General features: G+C 33.7%; 21 protein-coding genes. 1 reads left to right on the top strand and 20 read right to left on the bottom strand.

Going from position 1 to position 23,140, the window contains the following annotated elements; all coding sequences use genetic code 11:
• Positions 1-18 precede the first annotated feature (18 nt).
• The 14 genes from DWB61_RS16785 to DWB61_RS16720 form a co-directional block, all read right to left on the bottom strand.
• Positions 19-618 carry a GNAT family N-acetyltransferase gene (locus DWB61_RS16785; RefSeq protein ID WP_125032098.1) on the bottom strand — a complete coding sequence of 200 codons (600 nt, stop codon included), beginning with the start codon at positions 616-618 and terminating at the stop codon, positions 19-21.
• Between the two features lie 236 nt (positions 619-854).
• On the bottom strand, positions 855-1,505 hold the full coding sequence (locus DWB61_RS16780; protein WP_125032097.1) for an acyltransferase: 651 nt from the start codon (positions 1,503-1,505) through the stop codon (positions 855-857).
• Positions 1,506-1,517: 12 nt separating this feature from the next.
• Positions 1,518-1,916: a MaoC family dehydratase gene (locus tag DWB61_RS16775; protein WP_125032096.1), complete on the bottom strand. Its 399-nt coding sequence runs from the start codon at positions 1,914-1,916 to the stop codon at positions 1,518-1,520.
• Positions 1,917-2,273: 357 nt separating this feature from the next.
• Entirely contained in the window at positions 2,274-3,512 is a 1,239-nt protein-coding gene (locus tag DWB61_RS16770) for a glycosyltransferase family 4 protein (protein WP_125032095.1), read from the bottom strand.
• Entirely contained in the window at positions 3,513-4,703 is a 1,191-nt protein-coding gene (locus DWB61_RS16765; RefSeq protein ID WP_125032094.1) for a hypothetical protein, read from the bottom strand.
• Between the two features lies 1 nt (position 4,704).
• A complete protein-coding gene (locus tag DWB61_RS16760) occupies positions 4,705-5,982 on the bottom strand; it encodes a hypothetical protein (RefSeq protein WP_125032093.1) in 1,278 nt (425 codons plus the stop codon).
• Positions 5,983-6,189: 207 nt separating this feature from the next.
• A complete protein-coding gene (locus DWB61_RS16755) occupies positions 6,190-6,936 on the bottom strand; it encodes a hypothetical protein (RefSeq protein WP_125032092.1) in 747 nt (248 codons plus the stop codon).
• A 65-nt stretch (positions 6,937-7,001) separates the two neighbouring features.
• Positions 7,002-7,655 carry a CatB-related O-acetyltransferase gene (locus DWB61_RS16750; RefSeq protein WP_125032091.1) on the bottom strand — a complete coding sequence of 218 codons (654 nt, stop codon included), beginning with the start codon at positions 7,653-7,655 and terminating at the stop codon, positions 7,002-7,004.
• On the bottom strand, positions 7,639-8,742 hold the full coding sequence (locus DWB61_RS16745) for a DegT/DnrJ/EryC1/StrS family aminotransferase (protein WP_125032090.1): 1,104 nt from the start codon (positions 8,740-8,742) through the stop codon (positions 7,639-7,641). The genes DWB61_RS16750 and DWB61_RS16745 overlap by 17 nt, the downstream gene beginning before the upstream one ends.
• Positions 8,732-9,289 (bottom strand): acyltransferase, encoded by a 558-nt coding sequence (locus tag DWB61_RS16740; RefSeq protein WP_125032089.1) that lies wholly within the window; start codon positions 9,287-9,289, stop codon positions 8,732-8,734. Before DWB61_RS16740 ends, DWB61_RS16745 begins: the two co-directional genes overlap by 11 nt.
• Positions 9,289-9,693: a hypothetical protein gene (locus DWB61_RS16735; protein WP_125032088.1), complete on the bottom strand. Its 405-nt coding sequence runs from the start codon at positions 9,691-9,693 to the stop codon at positions 9,289-9,291. Before DWB61_RS16735 ends, DWB61_RS16740 begins: the two co-directional genes overlap by 1 nt.
• Position 9,694: 1 nt before the next feature.
• On the bottom strand, positions 9,695-10,606 hold the full coding sequence (locus tag DWB61_RS16730; protein ID WP_125032087.1) for an NAD-dependent epimerase/dehydratase family protein: 912 nt from the start codon (positions 10,604-10,606) through the stop codon (positions 9,695-9,697).
• Positions 10,603-11,640, bottom strand: a complete 1,038-nt coding sequence (gene gmd / locus DWB61_RS16725; RefSeq protein ID WP_125032086.1) for a GDP-mannose 4,6-dehydratase — start codon at positions 11,638-11,640, stop codon at positions 10,603-10,605. Before gmd ends, DWB61_RS16730 begins: the two co-directional genes overlap by 4 nt.
• A 159-nt stretch (positions 11,641-11,799) precedes the next feature.
• Positions 11,800-12,303 (bottom strand): nucleotidyltransferase domain-containing protein, encoded by a 504-nt coding sequence (locus DWB61_RS16720; RefSeq protein ID WP_156190280.1) that lies wholly within the window; start codon positions 12,301-12,303, stop codon positions 11,800-11,802.
• A 1,044-nt stretch (positions 12,304-13,347) separates the two neighbouring features.
• Here DWB61_RS16720 and DWB61_RS16715 point away from each other — a divergent pair.
• Entirely contained in the window at positions 13,348-14,415 is a 1,068-nt protein-coding gene (locus DWB61_RS16715) for an IS4 family transposase (protein WP_125032084.1), read from the top strand.
• Between the two features lie 772 nt (positions 14,416-15,187).
• Here DWB61_RS16715 and DWB61_RS16710 read toward each other — a convergent pair.
• From DWB61_RS16710 to DWB61_RS16685, 6 genes are all read right to left on the bottom strand, one after another.
• Positions 15,188-15,496: a nucleotidyltransferase domain-containing protein gene (locus DWB61_RS16710; RefSeq protein WP_125032083.1), complete on the bottom strand. Its 309-nt coding sequence runs from the start codon at positions 15,494-15,496 to the stop codon at positions 15,188-15,190.
• Positions 15,496-15,906: a nucleotidyltransferase substrate binding protein gene (locus DWB61_RS16705; protein ID WP_125032082.1), complete on the bottom strand. Its 411-nt coding sequence runs from the start codon at positions 15,904-15,906 to the stop codon at positions 15,496-15,498. The genes DWB61_RS16710 and DWB61_RS16705 overlap by 1 nt, the downstream gene beginning before the upstream one ends.
• Positions 15,907-16,278: 372 nt before the next feature.
• Positions 16,279-17,715, bottom strand: a complete 1,437-nt coding sequence (locus DWB61_RS16700; protein ID WP_125032081.1) for a UDP-glucose 6-dehydrogenase — start codon at positions 17,713-17,715, stop codon at positions 16,279-16,281.
• A gap of 545 nt (positions 17,716-18,260) precedes the next feature.
• Positions 18,261-19,388 carry a GNVR domain-containing protein gene (locus tag DWB61_RS16695; protein ID WP_125032080.1) on the bottom strand — a complete coding sequence of 376 codons (1,128 nt, stop codon included), beginning with the start codon at positions 19,386-19,388 and terminating at the stop codon, positions 18,261-18,263.
• 107 nt (positions 19,389-19,495) lie between these two features.
• Positions 19,496-19,852: a four helix bundle protein gene (locus DWB61_RS16690; protein WP_125032079.1), complete on the bottom strand. Its 357-nt coding sequence runs from the start codon at positions 19,850-19,852 to the stop codon at positions 19,496-19,498.
• A 131-nt stretch (positions 19,853-19,983) separates the two neighbouring features.
• Positions 19,984-22,401, bottom strand: a complete 2,418-nt coding sequence (locus DWB61_RS16685; RefSeq protein WP_158614454.1) for a polysaccharide biosynthesis/export family protein — start codon at positions 22,399-22,401, stop codon at positions 19,984-19,986.
• Positions 22,402-23,140: the final 739 nt, after the last annotated feature.

Below are 23,140 nucleotides of genomic sequence, written 5' to 3'. Positions count from 1 at the left end.
TAGTTTCATAAAAAAACTTTACAGATTCTTAATGAATTTATACATACGTCTATTAGGATAACTTATAAAATCGTAAAAGATTTCATATCCCATGTTTTTATAAAAGGCAATCACACCTTCATTATCAAAATAATCAGTGGTCAATGTACTTTTTCTTGTTTCTAACTTTAATAACTCAATTTCAAATGCTTGGAGTAATAACTTCCCGTAACCAAGACCTTTATATTGTGGAGGAACAGCTATAGAGAGTAATTCTGCATAATCACCAAAATCTACATTCTTATCCCCCCCCTTCTTTAGATTATTTAATAATCTATAAATGGCCTTAGGTCTACTGATACAACCCGTAAAGAGCACCCAAACGTAAGAAAAAAAGTTATGAAATAATATGTTCTTCAGAAAACCTTTAGAGTAGGTCGTACCAGCAGCAAAACCTAAAATAGTCCCGATATCATCTTGAAGGCATAAAACAAGACCTTTAGGACTCTTTAAAACTGAGGAATAATATAATTTCAGAAATTTCGTCCCGAGTGATGTTAAAAAAAAACCACAAAAAGCCTGATTATGAACATCAATAAAACCAACAGGTATTTTCTTTTCAATTTTAGTTATTTTCATTTAAACTTTACAAAATCAGCAGTTAATATAATTATGAAACTTCAGGAACTCCGCCTATTATCGTAAAGTTCATTACCAATACATTGGCCACAATGCAATATTCCGATATTTTTTTCGAATAATTTAGTTTTTAAACCCGTTATTATCCATCCCAATTTTAGAGAATTAATAACTTCTTTAATGATTAAAAAATTTATTCTTGATGGCAAGATGATATATTCAAGAATAATTATATGTTATACTATTTCCGTTTGTTTTAATTTTAGAAACTCATCAATAGTTTTTTTATCAAAATAATTCTTTTGAATCAATTCATCACTAAAATATCTTTCATCTAAATCAAGTGTACTTCCTTTAATTACACCAGGATTTCCAACAATAATTGAAAAATCCGGAACAGATTTATTTACTAGTGCACCTGCAGCTATTAAACATCCCTTCCCAATTGTAACGTTTGGCATTATAGAAGCTTTTGCACCAACAAATGTATAATCTCCAATGTTTACAGCTCCCTTCAAATATCCTAGTCTATCTGATTGTTCAGTTTCAATATAGGAATTCCCACCATATAATCGAATAGAAACATGACTGCTATGTGTAAAAATACCTACCCAAGCCCCTATTTGACATCCATCACCGATTGTTACTTTATTAGAAGCATCTATAATCGAATAATGCCAAATCCACACGTTATCACCAATGTTCAAATTTTCTTTATTTAAAATAATAGATGAGGAAGATATTCTTGTATGTTTTTTAAATTTCTTATCAAATTTACTATAATAACCATAGACCATATAAGGTCTTGAAATAAAACTAAAAACATTTTGAATTAATGAAATAATTCTTCCAAATGGAGATAAATATAATTGCTTTTTAAAGTCCATATAAAATTTGTATTAAATAGGTTTATAATATATTAAAGCCTCACCAACAAGTGCCTCCTCCATACTTACTTTATTATGTATGGTAGTTTTTAACGTATACCTATTTTTTTCATAGTCACAGTTTACGATTATTACTCTTACAGTATAATTTGTTTCTGTATACATAGGTTTCAAAAATTTCATTGATTGAGATAAATAAATTGATCCATTTCCTGGGAAATATGTTCCAATTATTCTTGAAAATATAGAACCTGATAAAAATCCGTGAATTATTCGAGAACCAAAAAAACTCTTAGATGCAAAATCTTCATCTATATGTATTGGATTTGTATCTCCAGTAATAGTTGCAAATGAATTTACTTGCTCCTGTGTATAGCAGATATTCATTTCAAAGAAATCGTTTATTTTCATAATATCCTGTTATTTAGCATTAAAAAAACAACTCCAATATATTTAATTTAAAGACATAAAAAGAATTAGATAAACAAGCAAAAATCATTAGCTTGGTAATACCCCATCACAAACTGAGACTAATCAAAAAATAACACTATCAATAATCGCAACTAAAACATATGTATCATTTAAAGTAATGAGCCATCGATATGATATCTTCACATAACTTCGCCCCAATATCATAGAGACGTAGTCCTCGGGCTTATATGAAGCACAATGCTAATGCACTCATTACTATCTACATTCATATAAAAAAAACGTTAAATATATTAAAATTTTATAAATTCTCTAAAAATTAAAAAAAATTGAGGTTTTTTACTTTTTATCAATTATATTTTCAGCCATCCTTACTACTTTTGCATATTGTTGTTCACAATCAAATTCTTTAGCTAAATCTAAAGCATTTATTTTCATTTGGTTACACACAACTTTATTATCCGATAAGAATTTCATTGCTCGTAACATATCCTCTGCATCTTCAGCATTGTATTGTATTCCTACTTGGCTATCTTTGATAAATCCGCCCAAATCTCTTCCTAAAGAATTAATAAGCGGTAAGCCTGCAGCTAAATAATCAAACGCCTTAACAGGCATAGAAACGGACGAATTTTCAACATAACTCGATAATGCCATATCACATTTATTATAAAATGATGTCAAATCATTAGCGTTCAATCTACCTAAATAGATTAAACTTTGAAGTTTTTCATTTTTTATCGCATCTTCAATTAAAGGTCGCAATGATCCTTCTCCTGCTAAAAATATTTTTATAGGTAATCCATCATTTTCTATTTTTTGAGCACACTCAATTATCGTTGATATATCATAATTATCTCCTAAAGTACCAGCATAGACAACCCAAGTTTCATCAGGAATTTTCTTGAAATTTTCTAAATTTTTATTTTCAAAAGAGTTGATTCTCTCTTTACTTAGATCCTTTAAATCGATACCTAAATATACAACGTCATTGAATTTACCTAAGTTTTTAGCAACTCCTATTTTTAAATAATCTTTTGTTGCTCCAATTATCCCATCAGCTTTACGAAGAAACCAAGATCTCCTCCAATATAATGGCGCAAACAAAAATTTGCCAAGTGGAGCTAAATTATTAGGAAGAAGAATATTAAATAATTCAGGCCATAGATCTAATATATCAGCTATAAAAGGAACCTTTAATTTTTTAATTACATCTAAAATTATATCTGAGTGCCAAAGCGCAGGCTCACCCACAATAACTAAATCAGGTCTATCGTTAGTTTCAAACACTTTTTTTCTAAAATTAATTGCAAAATTACGTTCGGATTTAATTCTAGCTAATGAAATATGATCGGTATATGGAGTAGTAGGTACCATTTTAATTAAGAACCCGTCTTTTACCAGAAATTCTTTCCATCCTTCTGATCTAAATTTTTTAGAGCGGTGTTCAAAATTAGAAACCCACCAAGCCACTTCATGCCCTTGTTTTATAAAGGCATTTGCAATTAAAGTAGATCTATATTCTCTCCATCCTTCGTTAGGTAAATTCCCGTATGGGTTAACAATCCAAATTTTCATTTATTGTGTAATTTTATATTTGTTATTTTTATCTTGTAGTAAAGAAATTAAAATCCAAATGGGTGCTGATATTATAGAAAAATTAAGTAAATACATTAATAAAACAAATAAGTAAAGTTTATTTTTTTTATATACATGTATACAAATTGCCATTACAATAACAACAAATACTAATCCCATTCTCATAAAATAAGGTCCTATTCCTGAGAATGAATTAGTCATATAATCTACAATTGCATCGTGAATAACTGGTGGAAAAATAAAATTAAACAAGAAACTATTGGTATAGATACTTAATACTTCAGGAATGTATTCTAAACGGAACAAACCGAAAGGATAATAAAAAACAGAGGTTAAACCATAAAATATGCCATTTATCCTCATCGCAAATGATTGGTCTTTAAATAGGAAACTTAATGGATTTTCAATCATAAACAGAAAAAAAGAACCAAACCTGGAAGTTGTATCACTTAATAAGTTATAAACAAAGAAACCTGTAAAAGAAAAAGGTATGATAGCCAATTTAGGATGTTTTATGATTAATTTAAAATTATCAATAATTATAATAACAAAGAATAAATAAGAAAAAACTGATTTCGTTAAAAATTCAATAATTAATAAACTAAAGGTATTAATCCAGAAAATCTTTTTGCTTCCTTTGTTGTCTAGATATAGTTCTTTTGAAATTAAATACAAAGCAACCCCTACCATAGCCATATGAGAAGGTTCTACACATAAAGAGTTATTCCCTCTAGTTAAACCACCTACTTCCCATCTATATACGGAAAGAAAATTTGAAAATAAACTAATATATAATTGTGGAAAAAACTGTTGTATTAAACTCACAAAAAGATATAAATGAATTACAAATGTAACAGTTTTATATTCCAACAATTTTATATTTTTAAATGCAAAAAAATAGATAGAAAAGGTGAATATTGGCAAATATATAGAAGTGTATTTACCAAAATCAAAATAAAGGTAGTTCACCATTAAAATGGAACAAACACTAAATAACAGCAGATATTTCGCCATTTTATCAAGCTTAAATTTATTTTTCAATATAGCATAGAATAAATATATTAATGCAATTATTGGAAAAAGAGGCTGAGTGTCATTTGTGGACACAGGAAGGATGCTAGCCTCAGGGAAAAGTGCTAAAACAAATAATATGTTTATAAATGATTTCATCTTAATGTTTAAGAAAATTTAAATCTTTCCGATGTAATAATAGAGGGATAACAATCTGAGCAAGAAAGAAAGCCAATAAGTACGCAGTTATTATTAATATTGAATTATAATTAAATAATTTAATAAAATTCAGAAAGCCCAACATGATAACACTTCCCATAATTGCAGTCATCATAAAGTAATTTAAATTGTTAGATGTAATTTGAAACACTTGAATTACAAAAGACAAATAAAATAAGGGAATTGTAAGAAGGTATACATACAATGGAAGAGAATAAAGCAAATCCAAATCATAAGAAAAAGTGAAAATTAAAAATAAAACAAACGCTATGGCAATTACTACAATAATACTCATTGACACCATATTAGTCAGAAAACTGAAAAAATGTTTTTTAAAAATCTCTTTATCAGAAAAATAAAAACGTGCTAAATCTGGTCTATAATAAAGACTTAATAAAGCAGGAATTGAGAATGAAATGTCACAGAAATTAGAAACAATTGAAAAGTAATTGTAAAATTCTTGCGACATATTAACTTTTATAAACGAGAAAACATATTTCAATTGAAAAAGCATTAATAATATTGAAAATGTATATCTAAAACCATCCTTTAAAAATTTACTTTCATATGTGAAATTTACATATTTATATAATTCAGAAAAATATCTTTTACCATAAATAAAAGAAAAGAAAAAATACAAGGCTTGTTCTATTGGAAATGTCCATAAAAATAATGTAAAACTATCATCAATATAATATACAATCGCAAAACGCACTAGGTTAATGAATATTACTACTGTAATTCTTGATTTGACTGTAATAATATTTATCTTTTTTGCCTGACAGTAAGCATCAATGAGCATATAGGATTGGCCGATTAAACCAAATGATAATATATACAGAATAGCAGAAAATTCTGGACCATAATACGATGTAGTATATGGACTAAATAATTTTACAATAATAATAATAATAATTGAGAAGATAATTTTATAGAATATGGAACTAAATAATAATTCATTCCACTTAGATAATTTTCTTTCAATTGAAAATTTTTCTAGAAGTAACCTATCCATCCCTAAACTTGAAACGGTACTAATTACTGTGAAAAACACTAAAGCGAAAATATAATTGGCAAAATTTGATAATCCAATATATTCCCGATAAATAAATACTACAAGAAGTTGACTTGTAAACTGAAATATTTTATCGATTGCCAAAAGCATAAATATCTTCTCAAGAAATAAATCTTTAAGTTTTACCGCAAGCTGAAAAATCATATAATTATTTTGAGAACATATTAAGTAATAAAGAACCCCGGGGCAAGCCCGCGAGGTACTTAATGGAATCTCACTTTCGTGAGATATCCTTTTCTAAGAGACAGGTCTCTTCTTTATTAATAGAAAGTAGCTATTTAAGCGTTATGAAAATCTCAGGATTTAATATTCCCAAGCCCCCTTAGGACCTCTATTGATTATATTTCAATATTATTTCAAGCCTAATTTGTGTTTAAATTTATTTAAAGTAAAGAATAAAAAAGCATAAAAGTTCATGCAAATCATTTCCAAATAACTGAAAGAACTAAAATGATTATCTTCCAATAAATATCCACTTTTTAATAAATAATTATAAGTCTTAGGCAACCACTTTCCTTTAACTATCCCGTGATGATAGGTCGTTAATTTGGTATTATAGACTGAATAAAAGTTGATATTTTTACTTCTTTCATTTCCGTCCTTTTCAAATTGCCATGCATTTTCACCCGATTTTAATAAATCTATTAAAACCTCTTTTTTAAATAGGTTTAGAAACAATGAATTGCGATACTTAGCATTAGAACTTATTTTATAAAGTTTATCATTGCACTTTACTCCTTCTCCGAATGGGTTTTTTCGAAGAGTTACTGATTCAAAATCATTTTCAATAGCCGTTTCAAAAATTAATTTAACCTCATCCAGATCGATTTTTGTAATAAAACTGTCATCAAAAATAAAAAAAACTCTCTTTTCTTCTATTTTTAACAAACCCTTTTTTAAAGTGTCAGACCAATTAAGATCTTCTCCAACCAATAGGTCGTGCACCCTTTCATCATCTGATTCAATAAAATTATTTAATAAATAAACAGGGTAAGGACAATTCAACCAAGCACCAAAGAAATGATCAATACATGGTTCCCATGTTACTTTAAACTTATCACAAGATAAAATAACGATGGCAATATCATTTGTTTTCATCTAAAATATATATTGTTAAATTCAAATAAATTAATTTACAAAAACATTTTTCAACTAAGTCAAGACTAAACATGTAGATCATTCTTTCTATTAAAAAGCAATGATTCATAATCAAAATGAACAATTTCCTGAAGTTCCTTTTGTCTACATTTTATCTCCTCCTCAGTTAAATTATACCACTTTATTACTTCCAATTTATCAATTTGTTCTTTTGAAAACCGCCATTTAATAAATTTAGCAGGATTACCACCTACAATTGCATAAGGTGGTACTGATTTTGTAACTACACTATTTGCAGCAATTATTGCACCATTTCCAATTTCTATATCTGACAATATTATTGAATAGCATCCAATCCATACATCATGTCCAATTTTGCAATTATACCCATTAAATATCTTATTATGTGTATTAATAAGCTTTTCCTTGTCATACATTTCGGGAAATTCATAGACACAAAAATTTTCGAAATGATGATTAAAAGGACTAATCGTAACATTCCAAGCTATTTCAGTATAATTACCTATAATGGTGTCATATATTTTACAATCTTTTCCACATCCACTTCTCATCCCCCATTTTGTGTTAAATAAATAGGTATTGAGCCCAAATAAATTTTCAACATTATAGATATTATTTCTACCTAAATGCATTAATCTATGTAACATTTTTAGTATTGTCTTTGCAAATAGAAAGAAATATCTAATAACTTTTTTCATAGAAATTTTTAATATTTAAACAAATAAATGAAATTTGTTCATCAGTTAATTGTGATGCTGATGGCAACCACAACCCCTTCTGTCCAACCAGTTCAGATACAGGATGTTCTCCTGGGATCTGGTATGCCATTTGTTTATTAATGGGTGGATACATTATGCGGGCACCAATTTGTTTTTCTTTTAGAAATATTTGTAAATTTTCACGATCCTCTGCAAAAATATCAATAAACCAAGGCGTTGTACAATCTAAATCTTGATCAAAGAATTGAACTTCTTTAACACCAGCTAATTGTTTTTTATACAGAGTTAAAATTTCTTTTTTTCGTTCAACCCTCCATTGCAGCTTTTTCATTTGTTCAACACCAATAACAGCCTGCAATTCAGTGAACTTAAAATTATATCCAATACTATCATGAATATCATTTCCACCACCTGATCGACCAAAATCTTTAAGTCTTCTTAGTTTATCAGCTATTTGATCATCATTCGTAATAATGACTCCCCCTTGTCCAGTAGAAATCACTTTGGGTGCAGAAAATGAAAAACTACCTACATTTCCAACTGTTCCAATATGTCTTCCATCTGGATAAAAAGAACCTAATGATTGTGCTGAATCTTCAATTAACATTAAGTTATTATCTTCAGCTAATTTAACAAATGCATCAATACCCGCTTTAGGATATCTCCCATTTGCAGTAACTAACATAATTGCTTTCGTTTTTTCTGTTATTGCAGCTCTAACCAAATCAATATTCAGGCATAAAGTTTCAGCTTCTACATCAACAAACACAGGTTGGGCTCCAAACATTTTTATCGAGTTTGGTGTAGCAATCATTGTATAATTAGGTACAATAACTTCATCACCAGCTTCTATTCCACATGCTAAGGCAGCTAATGTTAAACTTATTGTTCCATTATTTACGGCTACACAATACTTTGCACCAGTGTATTTACAAATCTGTTCTTCGAACTCTTGTGTCTTCTTGAATTCTGTTAACCAACCACCTTCATCCATATATTGACTCATAGCTTGTTTTTCTTCCTCACCAAACCATGGTTCCATTTGCATAATAAACTTATTTTCCATTCTCTCTAAATTGTTTTTCTAATGTTAAAATTTCTTCTTTATTTCTATATTTAATCATCTTTGCAGGAACTCCCGCATATAATGAATAAGACTTTAGATTCTTATTCACTAAAGATAAAGCTCCTACACATGCCCCTTCCTCAAATACAACATTTGGCAATACAACCGAACCTGCACCAACAATACAATGTTTTTTGAGTATTATTTCACCAATAATAGCGTCACCTTTATACTCCAGAGGTACCATAGGGGTAGCAATTCCCGAAGTATAGTCATCAGATCCTGCAGAAAGCACAACATTAGGAGCTAATGTAGAAAACTCAAACATTTCGACATAAGAATTACGCCCCCCAATAATTTTTGAACCTGATGAAATATGAACATTATTATGGAGTTTCAATCTTGTTGATATGTATGTAAAATCATCTATTATTACGTTATCACCTATTTCAACAAGTTCTGGATATCTAATCCTAACAGTTTTTCCGATAATCACATTTTTGCCACATTGCTTTAATTGATTTCGGTCAAAGAATATATTATCCATTAAAACCTCCTTCTATCAATATCAGCTCCTAGGTAAGGTCCATTCTTAACTTCTAATACCTGCGTATTATCCTCTAAAATGGTATATCCATGTCCACTATCAAGCAGAATAAGAGTATCACCCTCAGAAACAAACAGCTCTTCAATAAAATTTTCATGAAGATCGTAGATTTTCGCACTTATTTTGCCTTTTCGTATGTATAATACTTCTTGAGTTCTTCGAACTTTACGCTCAACTTCATTATGAATATGCTTTAATAATTCTTTTCCAGAATCATAGCCCCAAGTACCAACTTGAATAAATTCTTCATCTTTAGAATAAAAACCAAGTCCTTCTTTCCAATCTTCATTTGGGATATGTCTTGCTAAAACAATTCCATCCTGTATTATTTCTTTTATAGCCATCTTATCTATTTTTTAAATACCAATTAACAGTAGACTTAACTCCTTCAATAAAATCAGTTTCTGGTTTCCATCCAAATAGTTTTTCACCTTTACTTCCGTCTACAGTTTTATACGGTGCTCCATCGGGTTTAGATGGATCTAATTTAATTTCACCTGTATAACCAACTATATTTTTAATTATTTCAGCCATTTCTATAATTGAAATACCTTGAGCAACCCCAATATTAATAGGCTCTCTATGTGAATCAACTTCCAAAGAACGCACCATAGCTTCAGCCCCATCATCAACATGTAGCCATTCTCTAACAGGTTTGCCAGATCCCCAAACATCAACACAAGGGCTATTATTCTCCTTTGCGTCCACAAATTTCATAATCAATGCACCCAAAGCGTGAGATCTTTCTTCCTCAAAATGATCTTCTGGTCCATACATATTCGATAAAATAATATTTACAATATCGAGACCATACTGATAGTTGTATGCCCAAGAACCAACCCAAAAGGCTTTTCTAACGAAACCATAAACCATAACAGATTCGTGCAAAGGACCATCCCAAAATTCAGATTCCTTGAATAAAGTAGCCTCTCCAGGATATGCACAATTAGAAATAGGATTCACTAATCGTTTAACATTAAATTCTTTTGTAGCTTCCAATAAATTGGTTGTCATCAAAAGATTATTGGTAAATAATTCCCCAAAATGTTTATAACCAAACTGAATTCCACCAACATAGGCTGCACAATTTAATACGTAATCAATCTGATGAGATTTGAAGAATTGAAACACTTGTTCTTTTTCCCTCAAGTCGACACCTAAAGATAATGATGTCTTAATATGAGGAATACCTTTTTCATCGAGCTTTCTGCAAACTCTTTTTCCCAAAAAACCCGTTGCTCCTGTTACTAAAATCATTTGTCATTCCCCCCATATGTATCATATTTTAAATCGTATCGCACCATCATTTTCACAAGTTCCTCCAATGATGTTTTTGATACCCATCCTAATTTTTCTTTAGCCTTAGTAGGGTCACCTAGTAGTAAATCAACTTCAGTTGGTCTAAAATATTTTGGATTTATTTCAACTATTATTTCACCTGTTTCTTTGTTATATCCTTTTTCGTCAACTCCAATACCTTTCCATTCAACAGAAATATTGACCTCATCAAAAGCATACTCTACAAACTGACGAACAGTATAAGTTTTTCCCGTGGCTACAACAAAATCATCTGCCGTTTCTTGTTGTAACATCAACCACATCATTTCGACATAGTCTTTTGCATATCCCCAGTCACGCTTAGAATCTAAATTACCCAAGCTAAGAAATTTTTGATTCCCTTTATAAATATTTGCAACAGCTTTTGTAATTTTCTTGGTTACAAATGTTTCGCCCCTTCTTGGAGATTCATGATTGAATAATATACCATTACACGCATAAATATCGTATGCTTCTCTATAGTTTTTAGTTATCCAGTAGGCATACAATTTAGCAGCTGCATATGGCGATCTTGGGTAAAAAGGAGTAGTCTCTGACTGGGGTGTTTCAAGAACTTTTCCATAAAGTTCAGAAGTAGAAGCCTGATAAAATTTAATTTTAGGATTATGTGCTTTTATTGCATCAAGCAATATAATAGTCCCTATCCCATCAACTTGAGCTGTGTATTCAGGTACTTCAAAAGAAACTTGCACATGAGACTGCGCTCCTAAATTATATACTTCAGAAGGAGAAATTTCTCGAATTAATCTTCCAACATTACTAGAATCACACAAATCTCCATGATGTAGAAAAAAACCATTCCGGTCTAATAAATGATCAATCCGTTGAGTATTAAACACAGAAGCTCGTCGAACAATACCATGTACTTCGTAGTCTTTCTCAAGTAAAAATTCGGCTAAATATGATCCATCTTGACCAGTTATGCCCGATATTAATGCAATTTTTTTTGACATTTTTATTTATTTTAAATAAGTTCAAATTAACATACTCATGATATAAATAATTTATCACTAAAATTAGATATATTAACCGAGTTTCTCTTTCATTTGTCCCAAGAACGGTTTTCCAAAAATCATTTCGACCTCAACAATTCGTGCAATTAGTATGATTCGTTATTTATTATAGCGTTCATTAGAGTTAGACCAAATCAAAAAGCAAGCTTCATTCTTTAAAAACAAATTTTCCTCTTCGGGCTTTATTGTTAGCAAGCGTATTTTTCGATTAATTAAATCTTCCGCCTTCTCAACCAAAGTAATGAGGTAATTCTTATCAATACTTTCCGCCACAAGAAGCAGATCAATTATTTTAGAATCCTGTCCTTTAGCAAAGGAACCCGTTAGGTAAACTCGTTTTAAATCTCCTAACTTTTCTGCAATCTCTTCAATAATGCTGTCCAATCCCACATGCTTTCGCACAATGGAATGTAGATCACCAAAGAGAGGATGCTTGGTATTGGCATGAAAGACCTTGCGGTTCCCTTCAGATTCTGCCTCTAACAAACCAGCTTCCTCCATGCGGTTAAGTTCTAAACGAATGGCGTTGGATGATTCTCCGAACTCAGCCTCCAGGCCACGCAAGTAGGATTTCATCTGAACATTCAGAAAGAACTTGAGCAATATTTTAATCCTCGTTTTTGAGGTGATTAAACTCTCTAACACAAATTAATTATAAATGATTAATTATAAATGATGAGTAAGATACCTCTCATCATCCTAATTTCACTGACTAATCAAGCCTTATTCATGATCAAATAAAGATTGAGTAAAAATTCTACTCGAAAGTAAATCTTATTTTGATAATTACAAAAGTTTTTCACCACAGATTTCTCAGATTAACACAAATTATTTAAATCAAAGAAAACATGTAACCACTAATGGACACTTAATGACCTCTAATTTTAAAAGAAAACAAAAGATTTAACCACAGATGACACAAATTTTCACAAATTATATAAGGTGAAACAAAAAAAAGATTGAATTACTAATGGGCACTAATTTTCTCTAATTATAAAAAGGCTTTTGCTATATATTACCGTCTATTATACAACAAGCTCAAGTTCATTTCACCCTACCTTCTTTTAGAGCCGACCAAAAATAAATGAAAAAAAGAGAAATAATGCCTGTCAAGTTTGTCAAGTTGCTCAAGCACGGTTTTATTGTCTAAAATGGGCGTTTATTAAGTAGAAAGGCTGATCAAAAATGTGAAGGATGGAAATGTCAGAAAAGCGAAGGGAAACGAAGTCCGCCTCAGGCGTGATCGAACGAGTATTATAAAACATGAAGCATATCAGGCGTATTCCTACACATAAACTATCGCAAGTAAAACTTCCCCTTTCAGGGCAATGTCATTAAGTTAGTGTGTATTGGGGTGATAATCAGATGAATACGTTGCGTATTACATTAATTATGATTATCTTTAGTAATGTATCCGCTTAAAAAATAAACCATTACGCAAAATAAATTTGCAAATAGACAAAGAATTAGATCTATTCAATTTTGTAATAGATCGATTAGAAGATTCTAATTTTATAAAGAGGCATAGAGCAGATGAAAAGTGTTTCACCAGAGATCGCATTTGGACTTTTAAGCTTGCTTTCATTTTTATCAGTAGTATGCTAAATAAGAGACTTCAACAAGAAGTAGATAGTTTTTTTTAGTAGGATGTATCAACTACCCGAGGTGGTAAGACAAGTCTCAGCATCAGCTTTTTGTCAATGTCGCGACAAAATAAAGTACACGGCATTTCAAGAAATATTTCATCAGTTAACGGATCAGTTCTATTGTAATTACCAACATAAAAGATTTCATGGTTACAGGGTAGTCGCAATTGATGGTTCTATTTATACCGTTCCTAAGACCAAGGAAACAGTTAAGGAATTTGGTCACAATATATTATCTGAAACTGGAAAATGGATAAAAGCTCAGGTTTCTTTTGCAACAGATGTTCTTAATAATATCTGTATTGATGCTATAATTGGAGCTTACAAAGAAAATGAAAGAGTACATGCTGCACAAATGTTGGATAATTTAGGTTCCGATAATTTATTACTATTTGATAGAGGCTACTATACTTTTGATCTTTTGCGAATGGTTCTTTTATCTGAAAATCAATGTTGTTTTCGTTTGAAAAAAAATGCATGCAAAGCTGTAATGAACTTCATTAAAAGTGATTACCAAGATATTATCTCTGTCATTAATATTGATGGGCAAGACTATAAAATAAGATTTACAAAGCTCAGATTAGATACTGGAGAAGAGGAGTATTTGTGTTCATCCTTGTTGGATATGAATAAATTTACGCCAAATATCATGAAAGATATATACAAGCTCCGTTGGGGTGTTGAAGAACAATTTAAAGATATGAAGCATGCAATATCTGTTGAGAATTTTGTTGGTAAAAAGGTCAATTCAATCAAACAAGAATTTTTTGGAAATATTCTAACCTACAACCTTGCTATGATGACGTGTAAACCTCAAATTGAAAGACTAGCAAATAGTAGAACAAAAAAGTATAAATACGCAATAAACAAAAGAGCATTACTTGGTAAGATAAAACAATGTTACATAATGCTTTTCGATAAAATGGGACGAGCTAAAGAAACAATTACAGAGCTTATGGTAATAGTCTCTAAAGAATCTGCTCCAATCAGGAGAGGGCGCAAATTTGAAAGAAGTAAAACATTTAAGGCTAAACGTAAATATTGTACAGCACATGTATCAGTGAATTAGAGCTAAACTTAATGACATTGCCTTTCAGGGGGAATTGAAGGGGGTGCTTTACTTTTTACCGAGTTTGTCCCGAAATCTCGGGAACGAAGTCCATCTGTGAAAATCTGTGTAATCTGTGGTCGTATATTTTTTTTGAAATAAAAACCACCTCCCCCTCGCTCACTTGGGTACTCCTTCCCTTCGACTCCGCTCTGGGACCAAGAGGAGAAAATATTTGACGCAGATAAAGGATGATGAAGTATGATTTTAAAAAACGACAATAGCCCCTTTAATTAGAGATAGCCACAGTTCCCGATTCTCGGGACCAGAAAAACTGGCGGAGGCTCCTTCGCTATGACAATTTCTTTCAACGCTCCCTTTTAATTCGTGTTAATGAGTGCGAACCGAACTTGTGAGCTCGACGAAGTCCATTAGTGGTTAAATATTTTTGAGGAAAAGACCACCTCCCCCTTTTTCGATAAATCGAAACGGGTACTCCTCCTTAAAATAAAGATGAGAAATTTTATTTACTTGGTATATATGATTGAGAGGTTTGAAAAGCCTATAAAGTTCGCACAACTAACTACTAGCATTTCGACAACACCTCGGCAAGCTCGATGACCTACTCGGTGACCTGCTCAGGACAACGCGCTCAATGCACCGCAAGTTCAGGAACCAGCAGGAGAAAGCTCAAATGTCGTCCTGACAACTGACAACTGACAACTGGAAACACTTCGACTCCCTTCGGCAACAACTCGACAAGTTCAGCAAGCCGTTTAGTTACAAAAGCCATCTAATATGCGAGCAAATCGATTCCAAACTCATCGATATGCTTGATTAATTCCTGACTTGTTATGCTATTGTAGTCGATAACATCAAAAAAATAGGGCAGATCAAGCTCTTCATTAAGTAAATACCTGACCCTTGAGACTAGATTGTGATCAATCATTTTAGTTGTGATACACAAATCAACATCTGATGCCATTTTATGATTTCCCATGGCGGGTGAGCCAAATAGATACAAGTGATCCATTCCATCCAGGTGTTTCAGACAGTCGAGAATCTTTGCTATTTCGCTGCTTTTTAAACCCAGTTCCTTCATTAGCCTTTTGATTTTTCTAACATCAGATCATACAAATCGGAAATAATCGGGAAGTAAATGGACTGAATTTTATTGGCCATCTCAATGGCAAAACTCTCATCGTAAGTATGGACAGTCAGGTTTCTATCGGACAAGGCGTCCATCCACTTTTGCGCCTCAAACACAATACCTGCCTGAAAGGCTATTTTTACAGATTCACGAGGTGACTTAGGGGCAAAACCTTCTGATTCTAAATAATCCTTCATCAACTTCCATGACAATTCAAAACAAATCTCAAATGATTGAATCAATGCCATACGCTCGAATTCAGAAAGCTCACCAATCTGCATCAAACGTTTCATCAATAAATAAGACTTCTCAAAATTCTGGAACCTTTGTTTCCAGCGGATATCTCCTTTTAAATCTGTCATCTTATTCATTTAATTCTATTCAAATACAAATTAATATAATAAGCTTGATAATAACGAATTATAAATGACAACAAAATATTTGACACTGATGAAAATGGATTAATAATTGGTGATGAACGATTAGTAATGAGAATAAACGAAACCTGTATCCCGAAAACCTTCGGGAGTGTGACGAAGTCGTTCCTGAAAGAGTTAAAAGAAAAAACCACCTCCCCCTCGCTCACTTGGGTACTCCACCTTATCCTTCGACAAGCTCAGTGGCCAGATCTGTGCGACGCAACTGACTAGTGACTAATGACTAGTGACTACTGAACATTCACCATCTCAATTTGACTCTGACAGGAAACGCTTCGCTCTACTCTGTCAGGTCTATCAGCCTTTCCCAATATTATATACATGAAAGCCGATTTCCTCTAGTTCTGTTTTTGAGACTACATTACGCCCATCGAATACAAAGGCAGGTTTTAGCATTTGACCGTAAACCTTTTGCCAATCGTAGATTTTAAATTCATCCCATTCTGTTAAGATCGCAATGGCGTGGGCGGATCGCATAGCGGTGTAGGGATTAACATGTACCTTCACTAGATTTTTAATCTCATCGGTTGTCAATGAGACGCCATGTATGGCGTCTTTACGGTGAGTTTGAAGATACTCGAGGTCAGCGAAGACTTGCTCAGCTCTTACTTTAGGATCGTAAATATGGATTTCGGCGCGATCTTGAAGGAGTTCGTCGGCGACGTAGATGGCAGCAGATTCGCGGGTGTCGTTGGTGTCTTTTTTGAAAGCCCAGCCCAGAAAGGCAATTTTTTTACCTGATACGGTATTAAATAAGCTATCAATTATCTTTTTAGCAAAACGATGCTTCTGGTAATCATTCATTTTGATGACCTGCTCCCAATAAGCAGCTACCTCAGGTAAATTGAAATGCTGGCAGAGGTAAACCAGGTTTAAGATGTCTTTTTGAAAACATGAGCCTCCAAAGCCTACTGATGATTTTAGGAATTTGGCTCCAATACGGCTATCTGCTCCAATAGCACGTGAAATTTCATCAACATCAGCTCCTGTCTTTTCGCAAAGAGCAGAAATGGCATTAATGGAAGACACGCGTTGAGCTAAAAAAGCATTGGCTGTCAACTTGGATAATTCAGAAGACCAGACACGAGTCGTAATAATACGTTCGCGAGGAACCCAATTTTCATAAACGGCAACTAAGGCCTCAATAGCCGCTTGACCTTCGGCATCGGCATCACCACCGATTAAAACACGGTCTGGCTTGTGTAAGTCTGTCACAGCAGTGCCTTCAGCTAAAAATTCCGGACTGGATAAGACCTGAAAATTGACATGATTACCTGTAGAAGTCAGGATGGTACGAAGCGCTTCGGCTGTACGAACAGGAAGCGTCGACTTTTCAACAATAATTTTATCATCTTTAGAAACTCTGGCAATTTGTCGGGCACAAAGTTCTATATATTTTAAATCAGCAGCCATTCCCTTACCCACACCGTAGGTCTTGGTAGGCGTATTTACGGAAATGAAGATCATCTGAGCCTCATCAATAGCTTTATCCACATCGGTAGAAAAAAACAGATTACGACCACGAGCTTCAGCTACCACATCAGCCAAGCCTGGTTCGTAAATAGGCAATTTATCCAAATCCGCATCATTCCAATCTGCAATGCGTTGCGCATTTAAATCGACCACTGTTACTTTTATGTGTGGGCATTTTTGTGCAATAACCGCCATGGTTGGACCACCAACGTAACCCGCACCTATACAGCAAATGTTTTTGATTATTCTCGTTTCACCCATTCCTTAATGCCTTATATGTGGTTTACATGTTAATTTCGTTCTTCAATCTTTATTACGCGAATTTAAAAAGAATTACGCGAATTATTAACAAAATCTTAAGAATGTTCCTGACAGTATTTATAAGAAAACCAATATAAACGTGGATGAAATGTGACTTAACAAAAAACAAGAACCACTAATTTTCACTAATGATCACTAATTAATAGAAAAAGAAACGAATGGACACTGAGCGCGCTGCATTGAGCGAAGTCTAAGTGGAGTCGAAGTGTATCCAGTTATCAATTATCAGGACAACAGATAGGTTTTCCTTTTTTTTTTGAAATTCTCTTAAAATCAGACTTTCCTAATGTATGAGAGTTATGACTTCGACGAAGCCTATTTTGAAGTGTCAGCTTTTTTTATTATTAGAGTAAATTAGTGTTGATTAGTGGTTAAACATTTTCTTTTAACCGAGCCTAACATAAAACACAAAAGGCCTGGCAATGCCAGACCTTGAATGTATTTTCTATATCACAAATTACTAATTACAAATCAATAATCGCCGTTTAAGCTTGCCACTGCTCTTTAATAGAACCCAGGAACTGCTTACCAAAAACCATTCCCACACCAACAATGCCACCAAGGAAAGTCCAAATAATAAGGATCATTGGGCGTTTCGGTTTTGATTTATCAAGAGGTACTGAAACAGGATCGATGATCGTGAAAACCGGGGTATCTTCTTTCACTTGAATTTTTTGAGTCTCCAACTGCTTTGCCAGCTCGGTATAGACTGATGAAGCCATGGAGAATTCTGATTGCAAGCGTTCCATTTGGGTTTGTGCCATGGCCGTACTCACATTTTTATTCTGATCGCGAAAACGAGCCAACTTATTCTGTGCTTCGGTAAAGGCTGCTTCTTTTTCTGCATAACGCTCCTCAACAAAAGCCATCTGATCTTTAGCCTTCTTGATTTTAAAATCGGTAATAGCCTCTTGTAATAAGATTTGAGCACGTTGCACCATCTCTGCAGCTGGTCGTGCTTCTGGCATACGAGCTGATAGTGACACATAGCCATCCTTATCGTTCACTTCTAAGGAAAGTTGAGCAGATAGTAACTCCATTAACTTTTTATCGTCTTGAGATATGGTCAATAAAGGGTCACTGGTTGATTGGTCAATAGTCACTGGGGATTTACCCTTAATGGCTTTAATGATGACACCAGGCAATCCAATCGTATATTTTTTGACATACCCCAACAAGCCTGGCTTAGCAATTTCAAGGTAGTAGTTTTGAAAAGTCACCTTATCCTTTTGTCCTTCAATGGTCAAAGGGGTCTTCATCATTTCCTTCTGAAAAGGAACCGAAGCTATTATCTTAGGGTAAAGTGTTGGTGGAATGGTCGAACCTCCACCCATAGAACCTAAATTAATACCTGCCATGGCGGCTAATCCTCCTAAGGAACCACCCAGTTTTGATCCCCCCTCAGCTGATTGAGGTACCATGGTTGTGGATGCCGTATACTCCTTAGCAGAGAATAAGGCAATAAATAAACCCAGCACCATAAAGATTAGGGTGGTTTTAATCACGCTTCTGCGACCTGCCCATAGGGTTTTGGCGAGGGCAATTAAGTCTATTTCGTCCTCGTGCTCAACACGAGCAGCATTTGTGTTATTTTGTTCTATCAGTGTACTCATTATATGGACTTAACTTGTTCTTTAAAATTCTTTATCGTGTTTCGCATTACTAGTCATTAGGCAATGGTCAATAGTTAACTATGTAACAAACATCGAACACAACTCATTTACTTTTTACCAATTGAGCGAATGTATGCATTAAGCATTTTTACTATGACAAGGCTTTCTGACTCTAGATTGTCATAGAACTCCTGGTCGATTAATTTTCTATCTTTTGCTTTCTTCAACCAATTCTTTGTTTCATACAAAGAACCTCTCGCATAAAATAAAAAGTTCTTACTCTCTTTATAATGATATCGACCGTATCCTTCACAGATATTAGCCGAGACTGAATCTGCCGATCTCACGAGCTGTTTCCCAATGGTTGACTTTTCAAAATAAGGCCAGGACACTACAAGTTCCCATATTCGCTTCTCATACGAATAAGCCAATTGATAAACCTTTAAATCTTCTATATCATTCATAACAATAAAGCTATAACCTAAATACAAAAACTCAACCTTTCACTCCCCATTGACCATTGACCTATGTCTAATGACAACTAATAACCGACAACTTATCCCTTTATGAATCGGGATAGTCAACCAGCAAGCAATTACTTAATCGCAATAGAAATCGCAGTAAACATACTCACCACAGCCGAAGTGATACCTAACCATTTACCTGCTTGAGCCGTTTTATCAACCTGAGGTTTTTCAGGTACGATAATCTCACAGCCTGATGCGACTTTAGGGTAACGACGTCCAAAAATACTTCCTCTTGTTGATTCTGCTGTTCCGTTGGCATAAAGCACATACACCTTGCTTTTCTTAGCGGATTGAGCAAATCCACCACTGGATCTGATATATTTCCTTAGACTCTTATTATCCTTAAAAGTCAATGCCACAGGACTCAAAACAGCACCCGATACTTTTACCGTTTGCATCTGCTCAGGCACAAAAAGCTGATCTCCATCTTTCAACTGTAAATCTTCAACACCACCTACATTTGCAAGAATCTTAACTAAATCGATCCCTACCACCTGGTAAGTCATTCGTTTTACATCTTCCACATTCAATGTACTATCTTGTTTCGCCAAAGCTAATTTTGCATCATATTCTGCATCACTCATCACATGCTGACGTCTCAAGGAAGCGCCTTCAACAAAGGCTTCAGGCGTTACACCACCAGCACGTCTTAAGACATCAGAAATTTTCTCTCCTTTGAAAGTCAAACCAAAATCACCTGCATAGGCTACTTCACCCTGCACTTTAACAACTGCCTGTGGGCGATAGCCCGGGGCACGGCGCACATAAACCTTATCGTATGACTGAAGAGAAAAAGCTGCATCCTCATTAGTCATCTTCAATTGTCTGTCAACTGGGAATTGGAAAGAGTGGGATAGTTTTTTTGTTAATGATTCGATTTCCTTTTTATCTAAAATACGACTCACCTCAACGGCAGACACTTCAGCCTGCTCTAGGAAACCACCCGCCATATAAATCAGGTCAGCTAATTTTAAATCTTCAGCGTAAGCGTAGGTTCCAGGGAATTGAACTTCACCCACAATCTCAATAGTCTGTGCTTCTCGCATATCGAAAATTGAGGAAATCTGAATTTTATCGTTCTTCATAAGGGCAATATCTGTTTTCCCATTTAAGACATCACGGAGTGAGAAAGACAGACTTTCGAAAGTGTAATCCTTTTTCTTGCGAATAATCACCCCACGTTCCATATAGGCTTCTTCTTTGGCACCTTCAGCACGAGCTATCAATTGAGACAGCATCAAACCTTCAGTCATCTCGTAATTTCCCGGACGATACACAGATCCTTCAATACTCACTTTATTTTCGAAACGATCAATCACAAGACCTGCAACGATCGAATCACCATTCATCAAAACTGTTGATGCAAAATCCTGAACGGCAACATCCTTAAATGTCATCGTTCTTGTATTATTTCTATATAATTCGACGCGATGGGTGTAAGCATTTTCTGAAAAACCTCCGGCATAACGAAGCATATCTGCAAGACTTTCATCCTTTTTCGCTTCGAACCAACCTTGACGCTTGAATTCACCTGCCACCTTAACTCTATTTAAATAGGGACGAATCATAATCACATCCTGATCTCTCAACTGAACATTCTCCAGTGTTTTTCCATCTATTAAATAAGCATAAACATCGATAGTCGAAATCATATTACCATCTCGCAAAACATCAATCTGTCTGAATGAACCTTTCTCATTGGGTCCTCCAGCCAGATATAAAGCATTAAAGGCAGAGGCGGTAGCAGGCAAGGTATAAGTTCCTGGTGCATTTACTTCTCCAATCACATTAACATTGATCGCTTTTAACTGACCAGCGCTCACATCAACAAAGGTATTAGGCTTATCACCTCTTAATCCTGAGTAAATAGAGGTCAAATGCTTTTTTATTTTGCCTTGAGCTTTAAAAAATGTCAAACCAGCAACTTGAACAGGCCCCAAATCGGTGATATAAACACTACCATTGTTCTGAACCTGTAACTTATATATTTGCTGAGATGCTCCATAAATATTGATAACCAACTCATCTCCTATTCCTAACGTGTAAGAATCGGAAATCGGCATATTAACAGAGGGTGCAAAAGTCAACTTGTCCGAATTGAAAAATTGAAACCCAAAGATCTTTGATCCTTTTTTAGTAATGGTATCATCAAGTTCAGCCTTTTCACTCAAAACCTCAACAGTTGAAACCTCTTCACCAGCCTCTACAACCATTGCATTATTACTGTGAGCACCTGATTTTAGTGCATCCATTCTACGACGCATATCAGTAATCTGACTTTCTGAAAAACCTTTGGCTCGCGCCATCATAATGGCTTCTTCTATGCTCAAACCTCTCTTATTCATCTCATCAACGGCTTTCTGTATTTGAACATCACTCAATTTTTCAACATTAACCGTTGCGGGATTCACATTTTGTGCCAATACGATCTGCGACAGACCAAGAAACATGAAAAGAATTAAAATGGTTTTTATAAACCGAATCATAATGTGTGTTTTATATATTGTACAATTATTCATACTCCAGGATCGAAAGTCTAAATTGTTTTGACGAACAAAAACAAAAAACAGATGAGCGCCGAATCCAAGTCAGGCAAAAGTAAAAACTTATGCTCAAAGCAACAAGTTTTCAGCTTTCTCAATTCAACAAAAAAAAACAGTTTCAAAAAACAAGGATAAAGGTTAAAGTAAATCTAGGTTAAAGTTCAAAAAAAACTCCTAGCTAGATTTCAATTAACATCTTAAGACTTATACAAGCCAAGCTTTTTTTTGTTAAAGTGCAAAAATAGGATAATCCATGAATATTGCTACTTGTCAAATCTGTCAAGTTAAACCAAAGGTCAAAGAGTCGAAAAGTCAAAAAAGGTTGCGCCAGAAAAAGGCGCAAAAGAGAAAAAAAGAAACCTGTCAGTGTGAGACAAAGTCGTTCCTAACAGAGTTTCATAAGACACAAATGGACTTCATTACTGGGATTTCGGTATAAACTCGGTTTAAAATGATCAAATATGGTCTAAATAATTAGGGTCAATTAGTGATAATAAGTAGTTAAATATTTTTTTTGAAAAGGAAACCACCTCCCCCTCGCTCACTCGGGTACTCTGGACTTGCAACAAAAATGTGGACAATAAGTTAAGTCATGCCGCTCTCTTTTGATTATTTAATAGCCTTCCGTATTCTAAAGGCGAAAGATAATTTAAAGAAGAATGCCTTCTACATGTATTGTACC

This window comes from Ancylomarina euxina (assembly GCF_003863355.1).
Taxonomy (GTDB): domain Bacteria; phylum Bacteroidota; class Bacteroidia; order Bacteroidales; family Marinifilaceae; genus Ancylomarina; species Ancylomarina euxinus.
Note: the sequence above shows the minus strand (reverse complement) of the source record. Positions and strands in the feature narration are given on the sequence as shown.